Here is a 19,796-nt window from a genome sequence, read left to right on the forward strand (position 1 = left end):
ACCCAATAAACCACACATTTTCCACCGTCAAATCCCAAAGGCGCACGATGAATTGTGCCGCTACATTCTTTTTCTCCATCTGACATCTTTGCGGTTGTTCGTGACAACGTAAACGGTTGCGGGGTTCCGTTCGCCACACGGCATTTATGTGATCGCAGTCACATTTTTAGTGAATCAAAATGCAACACTTTTTGACAAACGTGATCAAAATCTATTTCCTATCGCTCTGTTACAGGCACATTACGCACACTTGAAAATTCGGCGATTTAGACCGGTTAAAAAACAACTCACGGCCCATCCCCTGGGATCGCTTTCACTCGATCGCGACGCATCTGCGGCGATCACTAGCATGTGGTTAATAAAATAATGAAATTTAAAGCATTGATAGCAGGGGCCTTACTGGCCAGCAGCTGGACCGGCGCGGCACAAGCGGCAGACAGCGATCCGCAGTATCTTTCAGACTGGTGGCACCAGAGCGTTAACGTGGTGGGCAGTACGCACACCCGTTTCGGACCACAGTTCAACAATGACGTGTATCTCGAATACGAAGCCTTTGCCAAAAAAGACTGGTTCGATTTCTACGGCTATGCGGATTTGACCAACTTCTTTGGCGCGGGTAACAGCAACGCCAACGGTATTTTCGACCACGGTTCGCCGCTGTTCATGGAAATTGAGCCGCGTTTCTCAATCGATAAACTGACCGGCACCAGCCTGGCATTTGGTCCGTTTAAAGAGTGGTACTTCGCGAACAACTACATCTATGACATGGGTCGTAACGCTTCTCAGCGTCAGAACACCTGGTACATGGGTCTGGGTACCGACATTGATACCCACAGCGATATCGGCCTGTCACTGAACGTGTATGCCAAATACCAGTGGCAGAACTACGGTGCAGCAAACGAAAACAGCTGGGATGGCTATCGCTTCAAGGTGAAATACTTTGTGCCGATTACCGATCTGTGGGGCGGCAAGCTGAGCTACATCGGCTTCACCAACTTCGACTGGGGTTCCGATCTGCGCGACGAGACTGGCCCTTCACGCACCAGCAACTCTATCGCGTCCAGCCACATTCTGTCGTTGAACTACGATCACTGGCATGTTTCTACCGTGGCACGTTATTTCCACAATGGCGGTCAGTGGGCGGATGGGCAGGAGCTGAACTTCGGCAACGGTCCGTTTGAAGTGAAATCAACGGGCTGGGGTTACTACCTGGTCGTGGGTTATAACTTCTAATTCGTATAAATACCAGGTCGCCATCAATGGCGACCCTACCTTGTAGGGTACGCATTTATGCGTACCTGGTCACAAACTGCTCCGGTTTAAATCTGCGGCTTGTACGCATTTACCATCCACGGCACGCCGAACTTATCGGTAAACATGCCGAAACCGTGCGCCCAGAACGTCGGTTCCCACTTTTTCGTCACCTCTCCGCCTGCGGATAATGCATCAAACCAACGCTTGCCCTGCACCTCATCCGGCGTCGATAAACTCACGGAAAATCCGGCATAACTTGCCTGCTGTGCGCCATCACTCATCATCAATTCACCCTGCCCGATGCGCAGATGGGCATGCATGATCTGTTCAGGCGAGAAGGTCACGCCGGAGGGGCAGCCTTCATCTTCGACGGTAGTTTCATCCGGCATATCGCCAAATGTCATTTTAAACAGCAGTTCGCCGTCGGTGGCCGCGAGATAGAAGGCGATCGCCTCTTCACAGCGACCGTTGTAAAACACATAGGGAGTAATTTGCATGGTCAGTTCTCCAGAATTGGAACGTCCAGTGCAAGTGTAGTGCGCAATAATTAATCAGCTGCGAGCCAGGCCGCACTCTTACCTTTGTTGACAATAGCGGCGGAACAGCTGGGCCATGTAAGCACTCATTGGCGTCAGCGCGGTGTCTTTTCGCTGGATCAAATAGAAGGTGGCTTTGGGTAGCGGATCGTCAAGATCGAGGGCAATCAATTGCCCACCGTGCGTCGGATCCTCGATCACGTCACGCGAGATGATGCTGACAAAATCACTCTTTGCCACCAGGCTGGTGCAGGCCATAAAGGTTTCGCAGGTCACGACGATCTTCGGTGCCATGCCGCGTTCACCAAACAGATCGTGCAGCAACCGATAGTAACTACCCTGCGGCGTTGGCATCGTCCAGTCGCAATGCTGCAACTCATTCAGTGAGCGCGCATGCGCCATCGGATGGCCTTTACGCATCACGACCTGATAGTCACGCTCCATTAGCCGCTCAAAAATCAGCTCCTGATCCAGATGATGTTGATCGTAAGTATTAATGGTGAAATCCAGCGCGCCCTGCCGCAGTTCATGCACCATCGACACCAACTGCCCCTCAACAATACGCACCTTCACCAGCGGATATTCCCGATGAAACTGAGTGATCACCTGCGGCATGATGGTTCGCGCAATACTGCCGCCCACGCCGATATTCACTCGTCCACCCGCCAGGCCTAAGCGCTGCTGAATATCTTCCTGCGCCACGCGTAACTCTTCCAGCACCAGACTGGCATGACGGAAAAAGTTATCACCGATATCCGTTAGCGTGACGCCCTGCTGACGACGTTCGAACAAACGGGCGCCGAGCGCCAGCTCCAGTTCCTGAATCGCTTTGGTCAGTGCTGGTTGTGAAAGTCCCGATAAGCGGCTGGCAGCGCGAATGCTGCCCTGACGCGCCACATCGACAAAGGCGCGCAGTTGATGAAGTTTGAGGTTGGCAGCCATGATTTTTGTGATAACCGTTGTTTATCAGTGACAAGATATTCGCATCTTATGCGCACCAATACCATTGTGTAGATTCGGGATAATGCATAAAAAACCAACACAAAGGATATGCCGATGAAAACCCTCTCCGACCTCGTCAACGCGCGGATTCCACAGATGCAAAGCTGGCGTCGCGATCTGCACCATTTTGCCGAATCGGGCTGGCTGGAGTTTCGTACCGCTACGATAGTGGCAGAAGAGCTGCATCGTCTTGGTTATCAGCTCAAGCTGGGTCGTGATGTGATCGATGCCGATGCGCGCATGGGTTTGCCTTCTGATGATGTGCTGGCGCAGCAGGAATCTCGTGCACTGGAGCAAGGCGCACTGCCACAGTGGATCTCGCATTTCTCCGGCGGCTTCTGCGGCGTGGTCGCCACGCTGGAGACCGGTCGTCCTGGCCCGGTGATGGGTTTCCGTGTCGATATGGATGCGCTGGACCAGAACGAAAGCCGCGATGCCGACCACATCCCCACTCGTGAAGGCTTTGCCTCCTGCAATCCCGGCATGATGCACGCCTGCGGACACGACGGCCATACCACTATCGGCCTGGCGCTGGCGGGCGTGTTAATGGAGATGAAGGATCAGCTCAGCGGCACCATTAAGATCATCTTCCAGCCTGCCGAAGAGGGCGTGCGTGGCGCCAAAGCGATGGTGGCCGCAGGCGTGGTGGATGATGTGGATCTGTTTACCGCAATCCATCTCGGTACAGGCGTGCCTGCAGGCGAAATCGTTTGCGGCAGCGACAGCTTCCTGGCGACCACCAAGCTGGATGTCATTTTTACCGGCGTCGGCGCGCATGCGGGCGGCAAACCGGAAGAGGGTCGTAATGCCCTGCTGGCCGCTGCCCAGGCGACACTGGCGCTGCACAACCTTCCGCAACACAGCGGCGGCGTCGCACGCGTCAACGTCGGCGTACTGCAGGCAGGATCCGGACGCAATGTGGTGCCCGATTATGCCCTGATGAAAGTTGAGACCCGTGGCGTCAGCAATCAGGTCAACGACGATATCTATCAGCAAGCTCTGCGCGTGATTTCCGGCGCGGCGGCGATGTATGGCGTTGAGTACGACATCAAACTGATGGGCGGCGCGCGCAGCTGTACCCCAAGCCAGCCGTGGGTCGATTTTATCCACCAGCAGGCCGATGCGATGGGGATTTTTACCTCGGTGGTGGATACCAAAAAGCAGGCGGCAGGTTCGGAAGATGCGACTTACATGCTGGAGCGCGTGCAGCAGCGCGGCGGCCAGTCATCCTATGTGATCTTTGGCTGCGATTTGGCGGCTGGGCACCACAACGCGAAGTTCGACTTTGACGAAGCCATTATGGCAACGGCCGTGCAAACCCTGGCAACCCTGGCGCTGAACCAGGCACAGTTTGGAGGCCAACGATGAGCCATCACGACTTTATCGATCATTACATCAACGAAAATCAGCCGCGTTTCACGGCCCTCAGCGATGCGATCTGGGACGTACCAGAAACCCGCTTTGAGGAGACACAGTCTGCTGCCATTCTGGCCGATGCGCTGGAGCAGGAAGGCTTTACCGTTGAGCGCGGCGTCGGCAACATCGATACCGCCTTTATCGCCAGCATTGGCAGCGGCAAGCCGGTGATTGCCATCCTTGGTGAATTTGATGCGCTGGCCGGTCTGAGCCAGCAGTCAGGCTGCACCACGCCGCAGCCACTGGTAGAAAACGGCAACGGGCACGGCTGCGGCCACAATCTGCTGGGCACCGCCGGACTGGCTGCCGCCTTCGCCATCAAAGCCTGGTGGGCGGAGAACGGCCAGCGTGGCACGCTGCGCTTTTACGGCTGTCCCGGCGAGGAAGGCGGTTCAGGTAAAACCTTTATGGTGCGCGAAGGGTTATTTGACGATGTCGATGCGGCTGTCACCTGGCATCCTGAAGGCTTCAGCGGCATGTTCAACCTCAGCACGCTGGCCAACATCCAGGCCGCATTTCACTTCAAAGGCGTTGCCGCGCACGCCGCCAACTCGCCGCATCTGGGCCGCAGTGCGCTAGATGCCGTGACGCTGATGAATACCGGTGCCAACTTCCTCCGCGAACACATCGTGCAGGAAGCGCGCGTGCACTACGCCGTGACCAACACCGGCGGCGTTTCCCCCAATGTAGTGCAAGCCGATGCCGAAGTGCTGTATCTGATTCGCGCGCCAGAACTCGATCAGGCACAGGATATTTATCAGCGGGTGATCAATATCGCCAAAGGCGCAGCCCTGATGACCGACACCACCATGACGGTGCGCTTCGATAAAGCCTGCTCTAATTACGTGCCTAACCGCGCGCTGGAAGCGGTGATGGAGCGTAACTTGCATCAGTTTGGCTTGCCGGAGTACAGCGCTGAGGAACAGCAGTTCGCGGCAGAGATCCGGGCCACGCTGACCAAAGACGATCTGCGCAATGCGCGCCTGAACGCGGCTCGCACCGGCGGCGAGGCGGGAATAGCCTGGACAGAAGCGCTGGGCGACAAGATTTTGATGGATGAGGTTGCGCCCTATGCCGTGACGCGTGAGCTGCTGTATGGCTCAACCGACGTCGGCGATGTGAGTTGGGTGACGCCAACCGCGCAGTGCTTTGCGCCCTGCTTTGCCTTCGGTACACCGTTGCACACCTGGCAACTGGTGGCGCAGGGCCGCACCTCGCTGGGCCATAAAGGCATGTGCCTGGCCGCCAAAGTGATGGCCGCCACCGCGTTGACCTTACTGCAGGACGACGAGGCGCTGGCGCGCTGCCGCGAGGAGTTCCAGCGCGTGCGCAGCGAGCAGCCTTACAGCTGCCCGATTCCGGCGGATGTGACGCCATCAAAATTGTCATCCTGAAATAAACGCGGTGCTCCGGTTCAGTGCGCATAAATGCGCACTCTACGGGGCTTGGGCGCAGTTATGGGTTGTACCGCAATTGTAGGTTTGCCGCAGTTGCAGGATGTAGCGCAGTTGGAGGTTTGCCGCAGTTATGGGGCAGCGCAATTGTAGATTTACCGTAGTTGTAGGGGGCGCATTTATGCGCTCAGAAATATCCAGAACACTATAAAAATTACAGCCCCAACGCGGGCATGCAAATACAACAGACATGACGAGGAATGACCGATGGAAGTGACCACGGAGAACCGCAGCCCAGGGAAGCTGTTTAGCTGGATTGAGCGGGTCGGCAACAAAGTACCCAACCCGTTCTTACTGTTTGTCTATTTGATCGTGGTATTGATGGTCGCCACCGCCATTATCAGCTACTTCGATCTGGCGGTGAAAAATCCCACCAATGGTGAAATGGTGCGGGTCAACAACCTGCTGAGCGTGGCGGGGATTCAATGGATTCTGCCTAACATCATCAAAAACTTCAGCGGCTTCACGCCACTGGGTTCGATTCTGGCGCTGGTGATTGGTGCGGGCCTGGCGGAAAAAGTCGGCCTGCTGCAATCGCTGATGGTAAAGATGGCCTCACGCGTCAGCCGTCGCTACGCCAGCTATATGGTGCTGTTTATCGCCTTCTTCAGCCACATCTCGTCCGATGCCGCATTGGTTGTGATGCCGCCGCTCGGCGCACTGATCTTCCTCGCCGTCGGTCGCCATCCGGTGGCGGGATTACTGGCCGCCATCGCAGGTGTCGCTTCAGGCTTTACCGCCAACCTGCTGATCGTCACCACTGACGTGCTGCTTTCGGGCATCAGTACCGAAGCGGCGAAAGCCGTGAGCGATACCGTGCACGTTAGCGTGATCGATAACTGGTTCTTTATGGCCAGCTCGGTGATAGTGCTGACCATTGTCGGGGCCATCCTCACCGATAAGTTTGTCGAGCCGCGTCTTCCGGTGTGGAACGGCGGCAATCACGATCGCCTGCCACCGCTGACCGCGCTGGAAAATCGCGGCCTGCGTGCTGCGGGCATTGCCGCGCTGGTGTTTATCGCGCTGATGGCGCTGCTGGTGGTGCCGGAACATGCCCCACTGCGTAACCCGAAAACCGGCGGCATCATTCCTTCGCCGTTTATTCAGGGCATTGTGCCGATCATCATCCTGTTCTTCTTTGTGGTGGCGATTGCTTACGGCGCCGTCACCAAACAGATTCGCCGCCCGGATGACATCCCACAGCTGCTGGTCGATCCGATGAAGAGCATGGCGGGCTTTATTGTGATGGTGTTCCCGTTGTCGCAGTTTGTCGCCTTCTTTAACTGGAGCAACATGGGCAAATTCATGGCGATCGGCTTGACCGATATGCTGGAAAGTGCCGGCATCAGCGGCGCGCCTGCATTCCTCGGTTTGATGTTCTTGTCGGCATTCTTGTGCATGTTTATTGCCAGCGGCTCGGCCATCTGGTCGATTCTGGCGCCGGTGTTCGTGCCGATGTTTATGCTGCTCGGCTTCCACCCGGCCTTTGCACAGATGATTTTCCGCATCGCGGATTCCGCTGTATTGCCGCTCGCACCGATGTCGCCGTTCCTGCCGCTGTTCCTTGGATTCCTGCAGCGATACCAAAAAGATGCGCAACTTGGCACCTACTATGTGCTGATCTTCCCGTATCCGGTGGTGTTCTTTATTAGCTGGATCATACTGCTGCTGGCATGGTACGCACTGGGTTTACCGATTGGTCCAGGCGTTTACCCCAGCCTGCACTAACCCCTTCGCCATGGACGGCGATCACACTTCTGTGAACTGCAACGTAGATTGCGAAAATGTCACCGTTGCCCCTCTCGGCAACCCGCGATGAATTGATTATCCTGCTATTCCTTCGCTTGCTAACGGTTAATTATTTTTAAAACCAATAAAACCGTGCGAGTTCTGCAAACACCGAGGTTTATCCAATAATGACAACAATCACTTCGACAGGGATGGCGAACGATCACATCGCAGCGGATCGCCGCACCTTAGCCGGACGCATCGACGCACTGCCCTCTTCCGCAGGCCTGTGGCGTTTTATCACGCTGCTGGCATTGGGCGGTTTTTTTGAGCTCTACGATCTGTTTGAAACCGGTTATATCAGCTCTGGTCTGATGGCTGCCGGGGTGTTTCATACCGGCTCAGAAGGCGTGCTGGGATTTTCTGACCAGGCCGCCTTCGCCTCTGCCACCTTCCTTGGACTGTTTTTCGGTGCCAGCCTGCTCGCACCTTACGCTGACCGCTTTGGTCGTCGTTTGACCTTTATGTGTGCGCTGATGTGGTACGGCGTGTTCTCACTGTTGATGGCCTTCCAGCAGAGCGCTGAGATGATCATCCTGTTCCGCTTCCTGGTGGGAATTGGCCTCGGCGTTGAACTGGTAACCATCGATACCTATCTGTCTGAGTGGGTGCCTGCTCATCTGCGCAGCCGCGCCTTTGCCTACTCATTCTTTATCCAGTTTCTGTCGGTACCGGCGGTAGCGCTGATGTCATGGTGGCTGGTGCCGCAAACTATTCTCAGCCTTGAGGGCTGGCGCTGGGTGGTGATTGCCGGTGCGGTCTGCTCGCTGGTGATCTGGCTGATTCGTAAAAACCTGCCGGAATCGGCGCGCTGGCTGGCGCAGCAGGGCCGTCATCAGGAAGCACACAAGGTTCTGAGCGAGATGGAAAAACGCTGCGGTATTGCGCCGGGCGAAGATTTCTCCAACAGCGATGCCGCAGCAGCGCTGCCAAAAAAAGGCCGCTTCAGCGAGATTTGGTCTCCGGCTTACCGCAAGCGCACGCTGATGCTGGTAGTGATGAACTTCTTCCAGGCGATTGGTTTCTTCGGCTTTGGCAACTGGCTGCCTGCGCTGTTATCCGGCAAAGGTGCGACCGTAACTCACAGCCTGCTGTATGCGTTCTTTATCACCCTGGCCTATCCGCTGGGCTCGCTGATTTGCAGCCGCTATGCCGATAAGATCGAGAACAAATGGCAGATCGTTCTCTCTTCCCTGATGACCGTGGTGTTCGGCACGCTGTTCGCGTTAGTGACCAATCCGGTGATGATGGTCATCTGTGGCTTCCTGATCACCTACAGCAACGCATGGCTGACCTTCAGTTATCACGCTTATCAGACAGAGATTTTCCCAACGCATATTCGCGCTCGCGCAGTCGGCTTCTGCTACTCCTTCAGCCGCCTGTCGACGGTGTTCAGCAGTATTCTGATCGGTATTATTTTGCAGTACGCCGGCAGCGAAGGGGTGATCGCCTTTATCGTACTGAGCATGTTGATGGTGATGCTGTCAGTGGGGATTTACGGTCCGAAGACGCGCGGGTTGGATTTGGAGAATATCTGAGTAATCGATCGACCGTGGGCGGAAATATAGCCGCCCACTATTTCGCGAATTTGTCTAACTGCGCGAAGGCAATATCCCATGGTAAGCGCCTGCCACTGTCTCGCATTTGGCAATAAGCCCGGCGCGCGCCATCCACTGTAATGATCTGATGCTCAATCATTGCTTCCACAACCCAAAGCGTTCCACGAACATCTATACCCTCTTCTCTGGCAACTCGATTAAGCGCTCTGTCACCGGTTAATAGCGGACAGATTTCCTGTTTAGCCAGGGCTAACGCAAAACAATCATTGCGGCTGGGCCCACGCACACGCTCAATGAGTTTTGTGGCGTACATCATTGTGTTTGAACTTAATTCTCCAATGACCAATCCTTTATCAAGCAAATCGGCATGGTGGGTTTCAAGCTCATCAAAATAGAGTAAATCTGGCACGGTAAATTGGTAGGGCAATTCGAAGAGCGCATCTAACAAATCGCCCTCTTCCATATCAATTAAAATGTTGGCATCACTGATGAGAATGATCATCCGACCACCCCAACTGTCGCTCGCGGTGGAAGGTGACTAACGAGACGCCCATCAGCTCAGCCGCTTTACCTTCACTGATAATCCCTTCTCCTAGCGCTCGAAAGATTAACTGTGGAAAAAGCGTAGTGCTCTCGCGAGCGACCTGTTCACCAGGTTCCTGCTTTCGCCATTTGCGCGCAGAGAACATCATGATCAGATCTTTGCGCTTGCCCTCAGTTATCACGCTCAGATCGGCAGCGCGGTAAACACAGGCCAACATGCTCAGCCCATAGTCCATTTTTTGCAGGTAAAGCTCTTGCACCTCAAGACGAGCACGCCGGTGACCAAAGTGCTGAAACATGGCACTCGCAGGGAAAAGCAAAGCTCCCGCAAAGCGATGACAGGCTTTCTCCTCATTAATATGAGATGCAAGGCGGCCCTGTAAAATCAAATGCCCCAGTTCATGCGCCAGGGTAAACCGCTGGCGATCGCCGGGCCATTTAGCAGAAATAACGATAACGGGTATGGCGTCAATCATCGCCTGACAACCATCAAACTTGTCTGAGTGATCGACATCCGTGACGATCACCAGAATCCCATGGCTTTCCAGCACATCAATCAAGTGGTTAATGGGCTGTTGGCCAAGTCCCCACTGCAGCCGAACGTGATCGGTAATCGTTTCAATCTGCTCATAGTTCTCAACCTGCCCAGCAGGCAGCTGAGGTTGAGCATAAATTGGAACAGGAAAGTTAGGCCACAGATTGGCAAGTTCTAGCCACCGTTCAGCCTGATCAATCACATCAGCATGGATCTGCGCCAACATTTTGGCTGATAGCGTCTGGCGTTTACGATACTCAATATTTTTCAGTGCAACCGTCGTCGGGCGGAAGAAGTATTCGTTACGCACACCTAGCGCACGCGACATTTTCACCAGTACGGCAGATCCCGGCATACTTTCGTTATGCTCGTATTTCTTAATCATGTTGGCGCTGACGCCCGCTTTCTCAGCCAACTGCTTCATGGATAAGCCCGCAGCGGAGCGCGCGCGCAATAAACGTTCTCCAAACACACTGACCTCCGTTGGTTTATAAAATAATTAATTTTTATAATTTCATAAACCGGAATTATGTGCGCTTAACAATGGCCTTGCAATGAGAGGGATGAAAAATGAGACAAGGCTTGTAGGGATTTAATGTTGAGGAGGTGTAGAACACAATTAATGCAATGGTTCGTATAAATCCTTCATTGGGCCAGTGAGGTCGGTGAAACGATGCGCATGAATGCGCACCCTACAGGGATGGGGTGCGGTTTTGCAGGTTTGGATTTGGAAAATATTTAATGACTGCACAATAAATTGCGCCGCGACCAGATCAGTGCGATCTGGTGCGGCGCGATTTATCGTGCTTTACAACGCAGTGTTGGCTTACTGCCCTTCCAGCACCTTAATATCCGCGCTGCCCTGCTTCGACTCGACTGCCTCGTCTTTGCGCAGCTTCGCCACATCCTTCGCCGTCACCGTCGACTTCACGCCATTACCCCAGCTACCACGAATGAAGTTCACCACATCCGCCACCTGGTTGTCGTTCATGCGCCAGCCGAACGCCGGCATGGTGATGGCGGTGGGTGCGCCCTGCACGCCAGGCAAGGTGCCGCCCACCAGCACGATGTGGATCAGTGAGGTCGGATCGTCTGCCATGACGACAGGATTACCGCGCAGTGCCGGGTAGAAACGTTGATAACCGCTGCCGTCGGTTTTATGACAGGCTGCACAGCTATCGACATACACCGAGGCGCCTGGCTGGCTGTCATCGCCTTTCCACAACGCTTTCGCGACCGCATCATCCTGCGTGAACACCGTCTGGCTGGCGTCCTTCGCACCCAGCGACTTCAGATATTTAGCAATCGCGCTGATATCTTCGTCGTTGAGATACTGCAGGCTGTGCTGCACCACGTCGGTCATACCACCAAATACGGCTGTGTGATCGTTGCGGCCAAAGCGCAGGAACTGCTTCAGATCGTCTTCGCTCCAGCGGCCTAACCCATCGCGGTTATCACCACGCAGATTGCTGGCAGTCCAGCCATCAATCGGTGCGCTGCTGCCCGAGAGGTAATCATTGCCTTCGCCGTTGGTCAGCGCTTTTTCCTGCATGGTGATGCTACGCGGTGTATGGCAGGCACCGCAGTGACCCAGACCTTCCACCAAATAACGACCACGCGCTAACGCCGGATCTTCCTGCGCGGCTGGCTGGAACGCTTTCACGTCTGGCGCAAAGATGCCACGCCAGATGGAGAGCGGCCAGCGCATCGACAGCGGCCACGGAATGTCGCTGTCTTTGTTAGCCTGCGACACCGGCTGTACGCCATGCATAAAGTAGGCATACAACGCCTGCATGTCGTCATCGCTGACCACCGCGTAAGACGGATAAGGCATCGCTGGATAGAGCGTGTCGCCATTTTTCGCCACGCCGTGACGCACCGCTTTCTGGAAGTCGTCGTAGCTGTAGTCACCAATACCGGTGGCTTTGTCCGGCGTGATGTTGGTGGAGTAAATGGTGCCAATTGGCGTCGCCATCGGTAAGCCACCGGCAAATGGCTTGCCGCCCGCGGTGCTGTGGCAGGCCACGCAGTCACCCGCGAGTGCCAGATACTCACCGCGCTTCACCAGTGCGTCCGAACCTGCTTCGTCCGCCACTGCGGCGAACGTCATCGTGCCCAGAAACAGGGCTAAAATGCTTTTGATCATCGCCGTGTTCCTTAAGCCTGAACCAGTGGGCCGGGGCTCTTCAGATACTGTTCACGAATGGCTTTCGCTGACCAATAGGTCAACGCCGCCACCATACCGGTTGGGTTATAGCCGAGGCCTTGCGGGAATGCCGATGCACCTGGCACAAACACATTGGACACATCCCAGCTCTGCAGATAACGGTTCACCGCACTGGTTTTCGGATCTTCACCCATGATCGCGCCGCCGCTCATGTGCGTGGTTTGATACACGGTGGTATCGAAGTGCGTACCTGCGGCTTTAGCGCCGCCGATGATCATTTTCGGGTTCATCGCTTCGGTGATCTTGCGCATCTTGCCGACCATAAACTGCGCCATCTTGATGTCGTTGTCCTGCCAGTCAAAGGTCATACGCAGCAGCGGCTGGCCATAGACATCTTTGTAGTTCGGATCGAGATCAAGATAGTTGGCGCGATACGACTGGTGCGCGCCGTGTGCATCCATCGAAATATGATGGTTATAGGTGTCCGCCACGGCCGATTTCCACTGGCTACCCCAGTTTGGCGTGCCTTTTGGCGTTGGCAGACCCGAGATCGGCTTGGTGCCCGCCTGGTTTACCCAGAACGGGGAACCGCCGACGAAGCCATACGGCCCATGGTCGAAGTTATCGGCATTGAAATCATCCACTGCCACGCCCGCACCGCCCGCACCAATAAACGGGTTGGTGGTGGTGTTCTTGTCGAACAGCGCTTTCAGGGTGGAGATGTTCTGATAGGCGAAGTTACGACCCACCACACCTTCATTGCTGATCGGGTTATACGGCTTGCCGATGCCCGACAGCAGCATCAGATGCACGTTATGGAACTGGAACGCCGCAAGGATCACCAGATCCGCCGGCTGCACCACTTCACGTCCCTGACCATCCTGATAGGTCACGCCCGTTGCGCGCTTCTTGTCATCGGTGAGATTGACGCGCAGCACGTAGGAGTTATTACGCAGTTCGAACTTCGGCTCCTGACGCAGTGCCGGCAGGATATTCACGTTCGGCGAAGCTTTGGAGTACATGTAGCAGGCATAACCGCTGCAGTAACCGCAGAAGTTACACGGCCCCATCTGCGCGCCGTAGGTGTTGGTGTACGGTCCAGAGGTGTTGGCGGACGGCATATCATACGGATGATAACCCACTGATTCAGCGGCTTGCGCGAACAGCTGTGCTGAATAAGTGCGCTTCTGTGCAGGCAATGGGAAGGCGCTGGAACGATCCGGTGCGTACGGGTTGCCGCCCTGCTCTTTGCCCTGCAGCTTACCTTTGATCGACCAAGCGCTGCCGGAAGTGCCAAACACTTTCTCGGCCTGATCGAAGAACGGTTCCAGCTCGTCATAGCTGACGCCGAAATCCTGAATCGTCATGCCTTCCGGGATGAAGTTTTTACCGTAGCGCTGCTCATAGTGGCTACGCAGGTTCAACTCCACCGGATCGACACGGAAATGCACGCCTGACCAGTGCAGACCTGCACCGCCGGTGCCGGTGCCGGGCAGAAACGCCGCCAGCTGGCGATAAGGCACCGCGGTTTGCGAGGCATCGTGACGGATGGTCACGGTGCTTTTCGACAGATCCTGGAACAACTTTTTACGGATGTTATAGGTCAGTTCATCAATCGACTGGGGATAGGAGCCATCAGGATAGGTATCACGATGCGGGCCGCGCTCCAGCGCCACCACGTTCAGACCGGCTTCGGTCAGCTCTTTCGCCATGATCGCCCCGGCCCAGCCGAAACCGACGATCACCGCGTCTACTTTTTTCAATTCATTTGCCACGGTTACGCCCTCTCCCCGCGAATATCCACTGACGGGAACGGATAACGTTCACCGCGCTCTACCCAATCCATAAAGTCGGCACGTGCGCCTGGGAAGCCAATCAGCTTCCAGCCCACCATGCCCTGGTTACCACCGTGGATCGGATCGCTGAAGTAACCCTCGCGGGTGTTCTGCAGCAGGAAGGAGAAGAAGGTTTTGGCCGCCAGCTGTGGGAACTGCGCCTGGCCGCTTTCAAAAGCGGTCAGCAACGCATCCTGCTGTTCGCCGGTCAACTCGGCAAACACTTTGCCGTGCTGTTTTTTGCTCCAGCCATCGGCATCGGCGAGGCCCAGACGATAGATCTGCTGCGGCACCAGCGGAGACTGATAACCCAGCTCTTTGGGCAGATCCGGGTTGAACGGCCCCTGCATGTACCAGTTGCTGCCCGTGGCGTACGGCGTGTTCATCTGACGATCGATAAACTCCGGCACACCGGCTTCCAGGGCGCCAGGACCACGTTCATCATTGGGGATCAAGCGCGCCACGGCGGCGGTAATAAAGGCGAACTCTTCCGCCGTGAACCAGGTGGGCTGGTAATCACGTGCCTGATGAGGTGCTACGGGTTGCTCTGCTGCTCCAGCGGCCATTGGCACCACCAGTGCGCCCATCGCCGAACCGCCAACGGCTATGGCTGGCGCCAGGGTGATGGTTCTCAGCAGAAAATCCCTGCGACTGTGACCATTTTTTTGTTCTGACATGACATTGCCTCATTACCACACTAATGCGGTATGAAAGTTAACTCGTTGCGTTGTATTGTTTTTTTAGTTGTGACTTAAGGGATACAGCGTCACTGTTACCGGTAACAGTGCGCATAGTGTAACACCACAACTGTTATTAATTTAGTTTCCAGAAACAAATGCGCACAAAATACTTAACAACTCACAGCGTCGCTTTACATCGCAGCGGCGATGCTGTCATCGTCAGATACAACCCACAACAGACAAAACACTGTCTGACGCGGTATAAAAGAGTACACACAACAGCGGAGTGCCTATGTTTAAGTCCTATTTTCCGCGGCCAGCGCTGTTTTTCAGCTCGGCCGCGATTTGGAGTTTGATTGCGATTTTTGCCTGGTTCGGCTTTGCCAATGAACTGCCTGCACTGTGGCCTTCGCTGCATGCGGCGATGCAACAGCCGCTGCCCACCAATGCCAGCCGTTTCATCCATCCAAGCCAACTCTGGTTCTATGCCTATTACTGGATCGTTGCGGCGATTTTCGCTCTTGCCTGGAAGGTGATTGATAACCATCCGTGGCAGCGCTGGTCAGTGTGGGGCGCAGCCTTAATCATCTTCGTCACCTGGTTTGGTGTGCAGGTCGGCGTAGCGGTCAACGCCTGGTATGGCCCCTTCTATGATTTGATTCAAAAAGCCTTAACCAAAGCCGGATCGGTGCAGATTGCTGAATTTTACCAGCAAGTTCTCGCCTTTTTAGGCATCGCACTGATTGCGGTGGTGATTGGCGTGATGAACTCATTCTTCATCAGCCACTGGGTGTTCCGCTGGCGTACCGCGATGAATAACTACTACATGCACAACTGGCAGCGTCTGCGCCACGTGGAAGGCGCCGCGCAGCGTGTTCAGGAAGACACCATGCGTTTTGCCAGCACGCTGGAAGATTGGGGCGTGAGCTTTATTCAGGCAATCATGACGCTGGTAGCGTTCCTGCCGGTGCTGATCACCCTGTCACATCACGTGAAAGACATCCCGCTGCTGGGCAATATCCCGTATGCGTTGGTGATTGCGGCGGTGCTGTGGTCGGTGTTTGGTACCGGGCTGCTGGCGATCGTCGGGATAAAGCTGCCAGGGCTGGAGTTCCGCAATCAACGTGTGGAAGCGGCTTATCGTAAAGAGTTGGTGTATGGCGAAGACAATGCCGATCGCGCATCACCGCCGACGGTGAATGAGCTGTTCAGCCGCGTGCGCTTTAACTATTTCCGTCTCTATTTCCACTATCTCTACTTCAACATCACCCGCATTCTCTATCTGCAGGTCGATAACGTGTTCGGGCTGTTTTTGCTGTTCCCGTCGATTGTCGCTGGGACTATTACGCTGGGTTTACTGAACCAGATTACCAATGTGTTTGATCAGGTGCGATCGTCGTTCCAGTATCTGATCTCGTCGTGGTCAACGCTGGTCGAGCTGATGTCGATCTACAAACGTCTGCGCAGTTTCGAGCAGATTCTGTCGGATATCCCGCATCAAGAGATGATGCGAGAGTCGGCGGACTAAGGTTGTTGCAGCGGCGTGATGTATGGCGCACCTGTCAGCGGTTATATCGCTTCAGGTGCGCGCGATAAATCGCGCCGCTACCCCTATTCCCATCAATCAGCTGCCATCAATCAGCGACCATCAACCTGCTAACACCGCAAACACCTTCTCAACCGCGTACGCACCCGGATCTTTCACCCCATCCAGACTCTGCTGATTCAGATAGGCAGAACGGCCCGCTTTGGCACTCTGCATTTGTGCCGTGGCATCCGCACCTTGCTGAGCGGCTTTCGCGGCAGACGCCAGCGACTCACCGGCCACTAACGCTTCCAGCGCCGGTTGCAGCGCATCCACTAACGTACGATGTCCCGGCTGTGCGCCGCCGTAATGTTTCATGCGATCCAGACCGTGCATTAAGGCCTGCGGCAATGCGCTGCCCTCTTCCAGTTTTTGCCCGGCGCTGGTGAACAGAATCGACATCAACACACCGCTTGAGCCGCCCATCACCGTCGCCAACTGCTCACCGATCAGCGCCATTAAGGTTGGCAACTCATCCAGCGGCAGCTGCTTATCACGCAAGCCGCGCTGAATCTTCTTCGCGCCCGCTGCAAAGGTTGAACCGGTATCGCCGTCGCCGACTTTGGCATCCAGCGCATTGAGTTCGCTCTCCAGATCGATCAAGGTCTGCGTCACGCGCTCGACGTGCTTTGCCACTTCAGCGTTGTCGGACGGATCGAAATCCAGCACGCTGCCGATCTTCTCCGCACTCTGCAAACTGATAGGTGCGAAGTCGTAAACGGGCACCCATCCCAGCACTTGTACCGGCGCATTCAGTGCCTCAAGGAAGGGTTCTTCCAGCGCCAGTAACGACAGCGAGAAACCTTTCATGTCCAACGCGCTAACTAAAGTTGCCGGGCCGATAAGATGGGTGACCCGCGCCGCCAGTGGCGATTGCAGCACCTCACGCGTTAACACCGCCAGCTCCAGCTGGGAGAAGCCACCGAGGTTATTGATTAGCAACAGCGCCTGCTTGCCGTCAGGCAATGACTGCGCCAATTTGTCGGTCATGATACTGCTGATTTTTTTGCTGTTTTGCGTGTCCAGCGTGATGACGCCCGGTTCACCGTGAATCCCCATACCGAGCTCGCTATGGCCCGCTTCAACACGTTCATCACGCTTTTCGCCGGGAATATGGCAGGTAGCAAACGCCAGTCCAATCGATGACGTGGCGTCGATGGCACGTTGCGCCAGCGCTTTAACCTCGTCCAGCGATTGCCCCTGCTCCGCGGCGAAGCCGGCAATTTTGTGCACCAGCACCGTACCGGCGATGCCGCGTGGCTGCGGATTTTCGGGCAGGGCAATATCGTCCTGCACCATCACCAACTCGACGTTGTAGCCGAGATTTTTCGCTTTCTCCGCCGCCAGCCCGAAGTTCAACCGGTCACCGGTGTAGTTCTTCACAATCAGCAGGCAACCTGCATCGCCCGTGACATTGATGATGGCATTGAGCACCGCATCGACGCTTGGAGAGGCAAAGATATCGCCACACACTGCCGCCGTGAGCATGCCTTTGCCGACAAAACCGGCATGCGCCGGTTCATGGCCCGATCCGCCGCCGGAGATCAGCGCCACTTTGCTTTTATCCCAATCTGAACGCACCACCACGCGAATCTCATCCCCAAGATCGAGGCGGCGCAGGTTATGCCATGGCGTGCTCAGCAGAACCCCTTCGATGGCTTCGTTCACCAGATCGTTTTTCTCATGCATAAAAAACTGGCTCATTGCTTCCTCTCCATTGGTGTTGTCGAGGTAAAAGGTAGCGTATATCGCGGGGGGATCGGGAAAGGAAAGTGCGGAAATGCAAAGGGCGGCACGCGCCGCCCTCTAATTCGGAAAACTACGATCAGAGATCGATTTTCAAAACGCTATCCGGATTTTTTGGTGGCTCTTTACGGGTGCCCGGCTGCTTGATGCTAACAAACAGCGCTTTGCCGTCTGCTGACAGCGCCAGGCTGTTTGGCAGACCTGGTGCTTTCACCGTGCGCTTCACTTTATAAGAGCTGGCATCGATGATGCTGATTTCACCCGCTTTGCGATGAGTCACATACAGTTCGTTGCGGTCGGCATTGAACAATACCGCCAGAGATTCGGGCACATCAATCTTATGAATCACCTGCTGAGTGCGGGAATCCAGCACCAGCACCTGAGGCTGCTTAGAGTCGCTCAGGAAGATGCGATGGCCTTGGGTATCCAGCGCGATATTCAGGAAGAAGTGATCTTTGTCGCCATCAATTTTCTGACGTTTTTCAATCGCGTTCAGGCGCGTATTGATGGTCACCAGTTCGCCGTCGGCATTGGTCACGTACAGTTTCTGCGCCGCAGAATCGATGGCCAGGCCGGTGCCCATTTTACCGGTGTTCGGTACGGTGCTGACCAGCTTCAGGGTTTTGCCATCCACAACCCACACCACGCTCTGCTCACCGAGGCCGGTGACATACACGCGATCGGTAGCCGCATCAGCAACCACTTCACGCGGCTGCAGTGGACGAACGGTTTCGCTGCGCTGACGCGCATCCAGCACCAGTGAATTCAGCACTTTACCGCTGCTGGCATCGACCGAGGTCAGTGCCGCATCACGGGTATTGCCGAAGAACAGCGTGTTGGTTTTCTGGTTAATGGCAGCGCCAAAGGTCGGCAGATCGGTGTTGATGGTCTGCTTCACCGACAGGTCCTGCGGATCGAGACGATAAACCGTGCCACCTTTGCTGCTGGCGTTTTGCGCCGTGGCGAGGAACAGCGCGTTATCACTGTTGCTAAACGCCAGTTCGTAAGCACCTTTGGAAATGACCTGGTTCAATGGCTGGGATTCAGCCGCCAGTACCGCAGAGGAAGATAACAGCGCTGTTGCCAGCAGCAGTGGACGCAACGCCCATGTTGTTTTAATCGCTTTCATAACTTCTCCATAGCAAATTCACCGCCTCATGGCAGTGAAGTGAAAGCCCGACAATGCAACCAATTTAAGAATGACAGCCCGAGGCGAGCCGACGAAGGATGTTAGTTTTTGAGAATAGTAATCATTTAGGTAGGAAAGTAACAGAATTTTATACGGTTACCAACGCCGCCAGGGCGCCCTTAGGCACCCTGTCAGCACAGATCGTTAACGCGGACTTATTTGGTCAACTCGGCAGTCATATGCACGCCGTTGTTGAAGTTGGCTTCAGTCACTTTATACGAAGCACCAGCTTTGTGCGCCTGAGCAGCAATTTGCGCTTCTGCGCCATCCAGGGTTGAAGCACATGCGGTGATGCTTTGCGCGAAGCTAGCGAATGGCAGAGCAGAGAGAGCGATAACAGCAGCAAAAGTTTTGATAGATTTCATGGTCAATTCCTCAATGATTTTTTATCGGATAAGGCGTCATCGCCTTGTTGAGATGAATAATAAGCGTGAAACCGATCACAAAAAAGCGGAGAGATTTGCCGTTGTTATTCGATTAATTTGAACATAAAAAGCACATTTGGAT

The 19,796-nt window shown here is 55.1% G+C and carries 16 protein-coding genes; 6 read left to right on the forward strand and 10 right to left on the reverse strand.

What is annotated here, in order from left to right; genetic code table 11:
• Positions 1-366 precede the first annotated feature (366 nt).
• Entirely contained in the window at positions 367-1,233 is an 867-nt protein-coding gene (locus LBW88_RS11620; RefSeq protein ID WP_100704334.1) for a nucleoside-specific channel-forming protein Tsx, read from the forward strand.
• A gap of 86 nt (positions 1,234-1,319) precedes the next feature.
• Here LBW88_RS11620 and yjdN read toward each other — a convergent pair whose 3' ends face one another.
• Both yjdN and LBW88_RS11630 read right to left on the reverse strand, forming a co-directional pair.
• Entirely contained in the window at positions 1,320-1,751 is a 432-nt protein-coding gene (yjdN, locus tag LBW88_RS11625) for a VOC family metalloprotein YjdN (protein ID WP_224932221.1), read from the reverse strand.
• Positions 1,752-1,829: 78 nt separating this feature from the next.
• Positions 1,830-2,732 (reverse strand): LysR family transcriptional regulator, encoded by a 903-nt coding sequence (locus LBW88_RS11630; protein ID WP_224932219.1) that lies wholly within the window; start codon positions 2,730-2,732, stop codon positions 1,830-1,832.
• Between the two features lie 114 nt (positions 2,733-2,846).
• On the opposite strand from LBW88_RS11630, the gene LBW88_RS11635 reads away from it, so the two are divergent.
• From LBW88_RS11635 to LBW88_RS11650, 4 genes are all read left to right on the forward strand, one after another.
• Entirely contained in the window at positions 2,847-4,160 is a 1,314-nt protein-coding gene (locus LBW88_RS11635) for an amidohydrolase (RefSeq protein ID WP_224932217.1), read from the forward strand.
• Positions 4,157-5,602: a M20 family metallopeptidase gene (locus LBW88_RS11640; protein WP_224932215.1), complete on the forward strand. Its 1,446-nt coding sequence runs from the start codon at positions 4,157-4,159 to the stop codon at positions 5,600-5,602. Before LBW88_RS11635 ends, LBW88_RS11640 begins: the two co-directional genes overlap by 4 nt.
• A 267-nt stretch (positions 5,603-5,869) precedes the next feature.
• Positions 5,870-7,390: a p-aminobenzoyl-glutamate transporter gene (gene abgT / locus LBW88_RS11645; protein ID WP_224932213.1), complete on the forward strand. Its 1,521-nt coding sequence runs from the start codon at positions 5,870-5,872 to the stop codon at positions 7,388-7,390.
• A 188-nt stretch (positions 7,391-7,578) separates the two neighbouring features.
• Entirely contained in the window at positions 7,579-8,988 is a 1,410-nt protein-coding gene (locus tag LBW88_RS11650; protein WP_224932211.1) for an MFS transporter, read from the forward strand.
• Between the two features lie 37 nt (positions 8,989-9,025).
• Here LBW88_RS11650 and LBW88_RS11655 read toward each other — a convergent pair whose 3' ends face one another.
• From LBW88_RS11655 to LBW88_RS11675, 5 genes are all read right to left on the reverse strand, one after another.
• Entirely contained in the window at positions 9,026-9,511 is a 486-nt protein-coding gene (locus tag LBW88_RS11655; protein WP_224932209.1) for a PIN domain-containing protein, read from the reverse strand.
• Positions 9,492-10,559, reverse strand: coding sequence for a helix-turn-helix domain-containing protein (locus LBW88_RS11660; protein ID WP_224932207.1), 1,068 nt, complete (start codon positions 10,557-10,559; stop codon positions 9,492-9,494). Before LBW88_RS11660 ends, LBW88_RS11655 begins: the two co-directional genes overlap by 20 nt.
• A 354-nt stretch (positions 10,560-10,913) precedes the next feature.
• Positions 10,914-12,233, reverse strand: a complete 1,320-nt coding sequence (locus LBW88_RS11665; RefSeq protein ID WP_224932205.1) for a c-type cytochrome — start codon at positions 12,231-12,233, stop codon at positions 10,914-10,916.
• 11 nt (positions 12,234-12,244) lie between these two features.
• Entirely contained in the window at positions 12,245-14,029 is a 1,785-nt protein-coding gene (locus LBW88_RS11670; RefSeq protein WP_224932203.1) for a GMC family oxidoreductase, read from the reverse strand.
• Positions 14,030-14,031: 2 nt separating this feature from the next.
• Positions 14,032-14,766, reverse strand: a complete 735-nt coding sequence (locus LBW88_RS11675) for a gluconate 2-dehydrogenase subunit 3 family protein (protein ID WP_224932201.1) — start codon at positions 14,764-14,766, stop codon at positions 14,032-14,034.
• A gap of 295 nt (positions 14,767-15,061) precedes the next feature.
• On the opposite strand from LBW88_RS11675, the gene sbmA reads away from it, so the two are divergent.
• Positions 15,062-16,297, forward strand: a complete 1,236-nt coding sequence (gene sbmA / locus LBW88_RS11680; protein ID WP_100704323.1) for a peptide antibiotic transporter SbmA — start codon at positions 15,062-15,064, stop codon at positions 16,295-16,297.
• Positions 16,298-16,417: 120 nt separating this feature from the next.
• Here sbmA and LBW88_RS11685 read toward each other — a convergent pair whose 3' ends face one another.
• The 3 genes from LBW88_RS11685 to LBW88_RS11695 all read right to left on the reverse strand — a co-directional run bounded on the left by LBW88_RS11685 (position 16,418) and on the right by LBW88_RS11695 (position 19,654).
• The gene (locus LBW88_RS11685; protein WP_224932199.1) at positions 16,418-18,058 is read right to left on the reverse strand and encodes a dihydroxyacetone kinase subunit DhaK; all 1,641 of its coding nucleotides are present in this window, start codon (positions 18,056-18,058) and stop codon (positions 16,418-16,420) included.
• Positions 18,059-18,179: 121 nt separating this feature from the next.
• A complete protein-coding gene (locus LBW88_RS11690; RefSeq protein WP_224932197.1) occupies positions 18,180-19,229 on the reverse strand; it encodes a YncE family protein in 1,050 nt (349 codons plus the stop codon).
• 215 nt (positions 19,230-19,444) lie between these two features.
• Positions 19,445-19,654, reverse strand: a complete 210-nt coding sequence (locus LBW88_RS11695) for a DUF1471 domain-containing protein (protein ID WP_224932196.1) — start codon at positions 19,652-19,654, stop codon at positions 19,445-19,447.
• Positions 19,655-19,796: the final 142 nt, after the last annotated feature.

This window comes from Pantoea sp. alder81, from assembly GCF_020179835.1.
GTDB lineage: Bacteria > Pseudomonadota > Gammaproteobacteria > Enterobacterales > Enterobacteriaceae > Pantoea.

Coding starts and splice junctions, on each gene's coding strand:
- LBW88_RS11690 (WP_224932197.1), bottom strand. CDS start 19,229: ATGAAAGCGATTAAAACAACATGGGCGTTGCGTCCACTGCTGCTGGCA.
- LBW88_RS11650 (WP_224932211.1), top strand. CDS start 7,579: ATGACAACAATCACTTCGACAGGGATGGCGAACGATCACATCGCAGCG.
- LBW88_RS11655 (WP_224932209.1), bottom strand. CDS start 9,511: ATGATCATTCTCATCAGTGATGCCAACATTTTAATTGATATGGAAGAG.
- LBW88_RS11640 (WP_224932215.1), top strand. CDS start 4,157: ATGAGCCATCACGACTTTATCGATCATTACATCAACGAAAATCAGCCG.
- LBW88_RS11675 (WP_224932201.1), bottom strand. CDS start 14,766: ATGTCAGAACAAAAAAATGGTCACAGTCGCAGGGATTTTCTGCTGAGA.
- LBW88_RS11685 (WP_224932199.1), bottom strand. CDS start 18,058: ATGAGCCAGTTTTTTATGCATGAGAAAAACGATCTGGTGAACGAAGCC.
- sbmA (WP_100704323.1), top strand. CDS start 15,062: ATGTTTAAGTCCTATTTTCCGCGGCCAGCGCTGTTTTTCAGCTCGGCC.
- abgT (WP_224932213.1), top strand. CDS start 5,870: ATGGAAGTGACCACGGAGAACCGCAGCCCAGGGAAGCTGTTTAGCTGG.
- LBW88_RS11665 (WP_224932205.1), bottom strand. CDS start 12,233: ATGATCAAAAGCATTTTAGCCCTGTTTCTGGGCACGATGACGTTCGCC.
- LBW88_RS11620 (WP_100704334.1), top strand. CDS start 367: ATGAAATTTAAAGCATTGATAGCAGGGGCCTTACTGGCCAGCAGCTGG.
- LBW88_RS11695 (WP_224932196.1), bottom strand. CDS start 19,654: ATGAAATCTATCAAAACTTTTGCTGCTGTTATCGCTCTCTCTGCTCTG.
- LBW88_RS11630 (WP_224932219.1), bottom strand. CDS start 2,732: ATGGCTGCCAACCTCAAACTTCATCAACTGCGCGCCTTTGTCGATGTG.
- yjdN (WP_224932221.1), bottom strand. CDS start 1,751: ATGCAAATTACTCCCTATGTGTTTTACAACGGTCGCTGTGAAGAGGCG.
- LBW88_RS11635 (WP_224932217.1), top strand. CDS start 2,847: ATGAAAACCCTCTCCGACCTCGTCAACGCGCGGATTCCACAGATGCAA.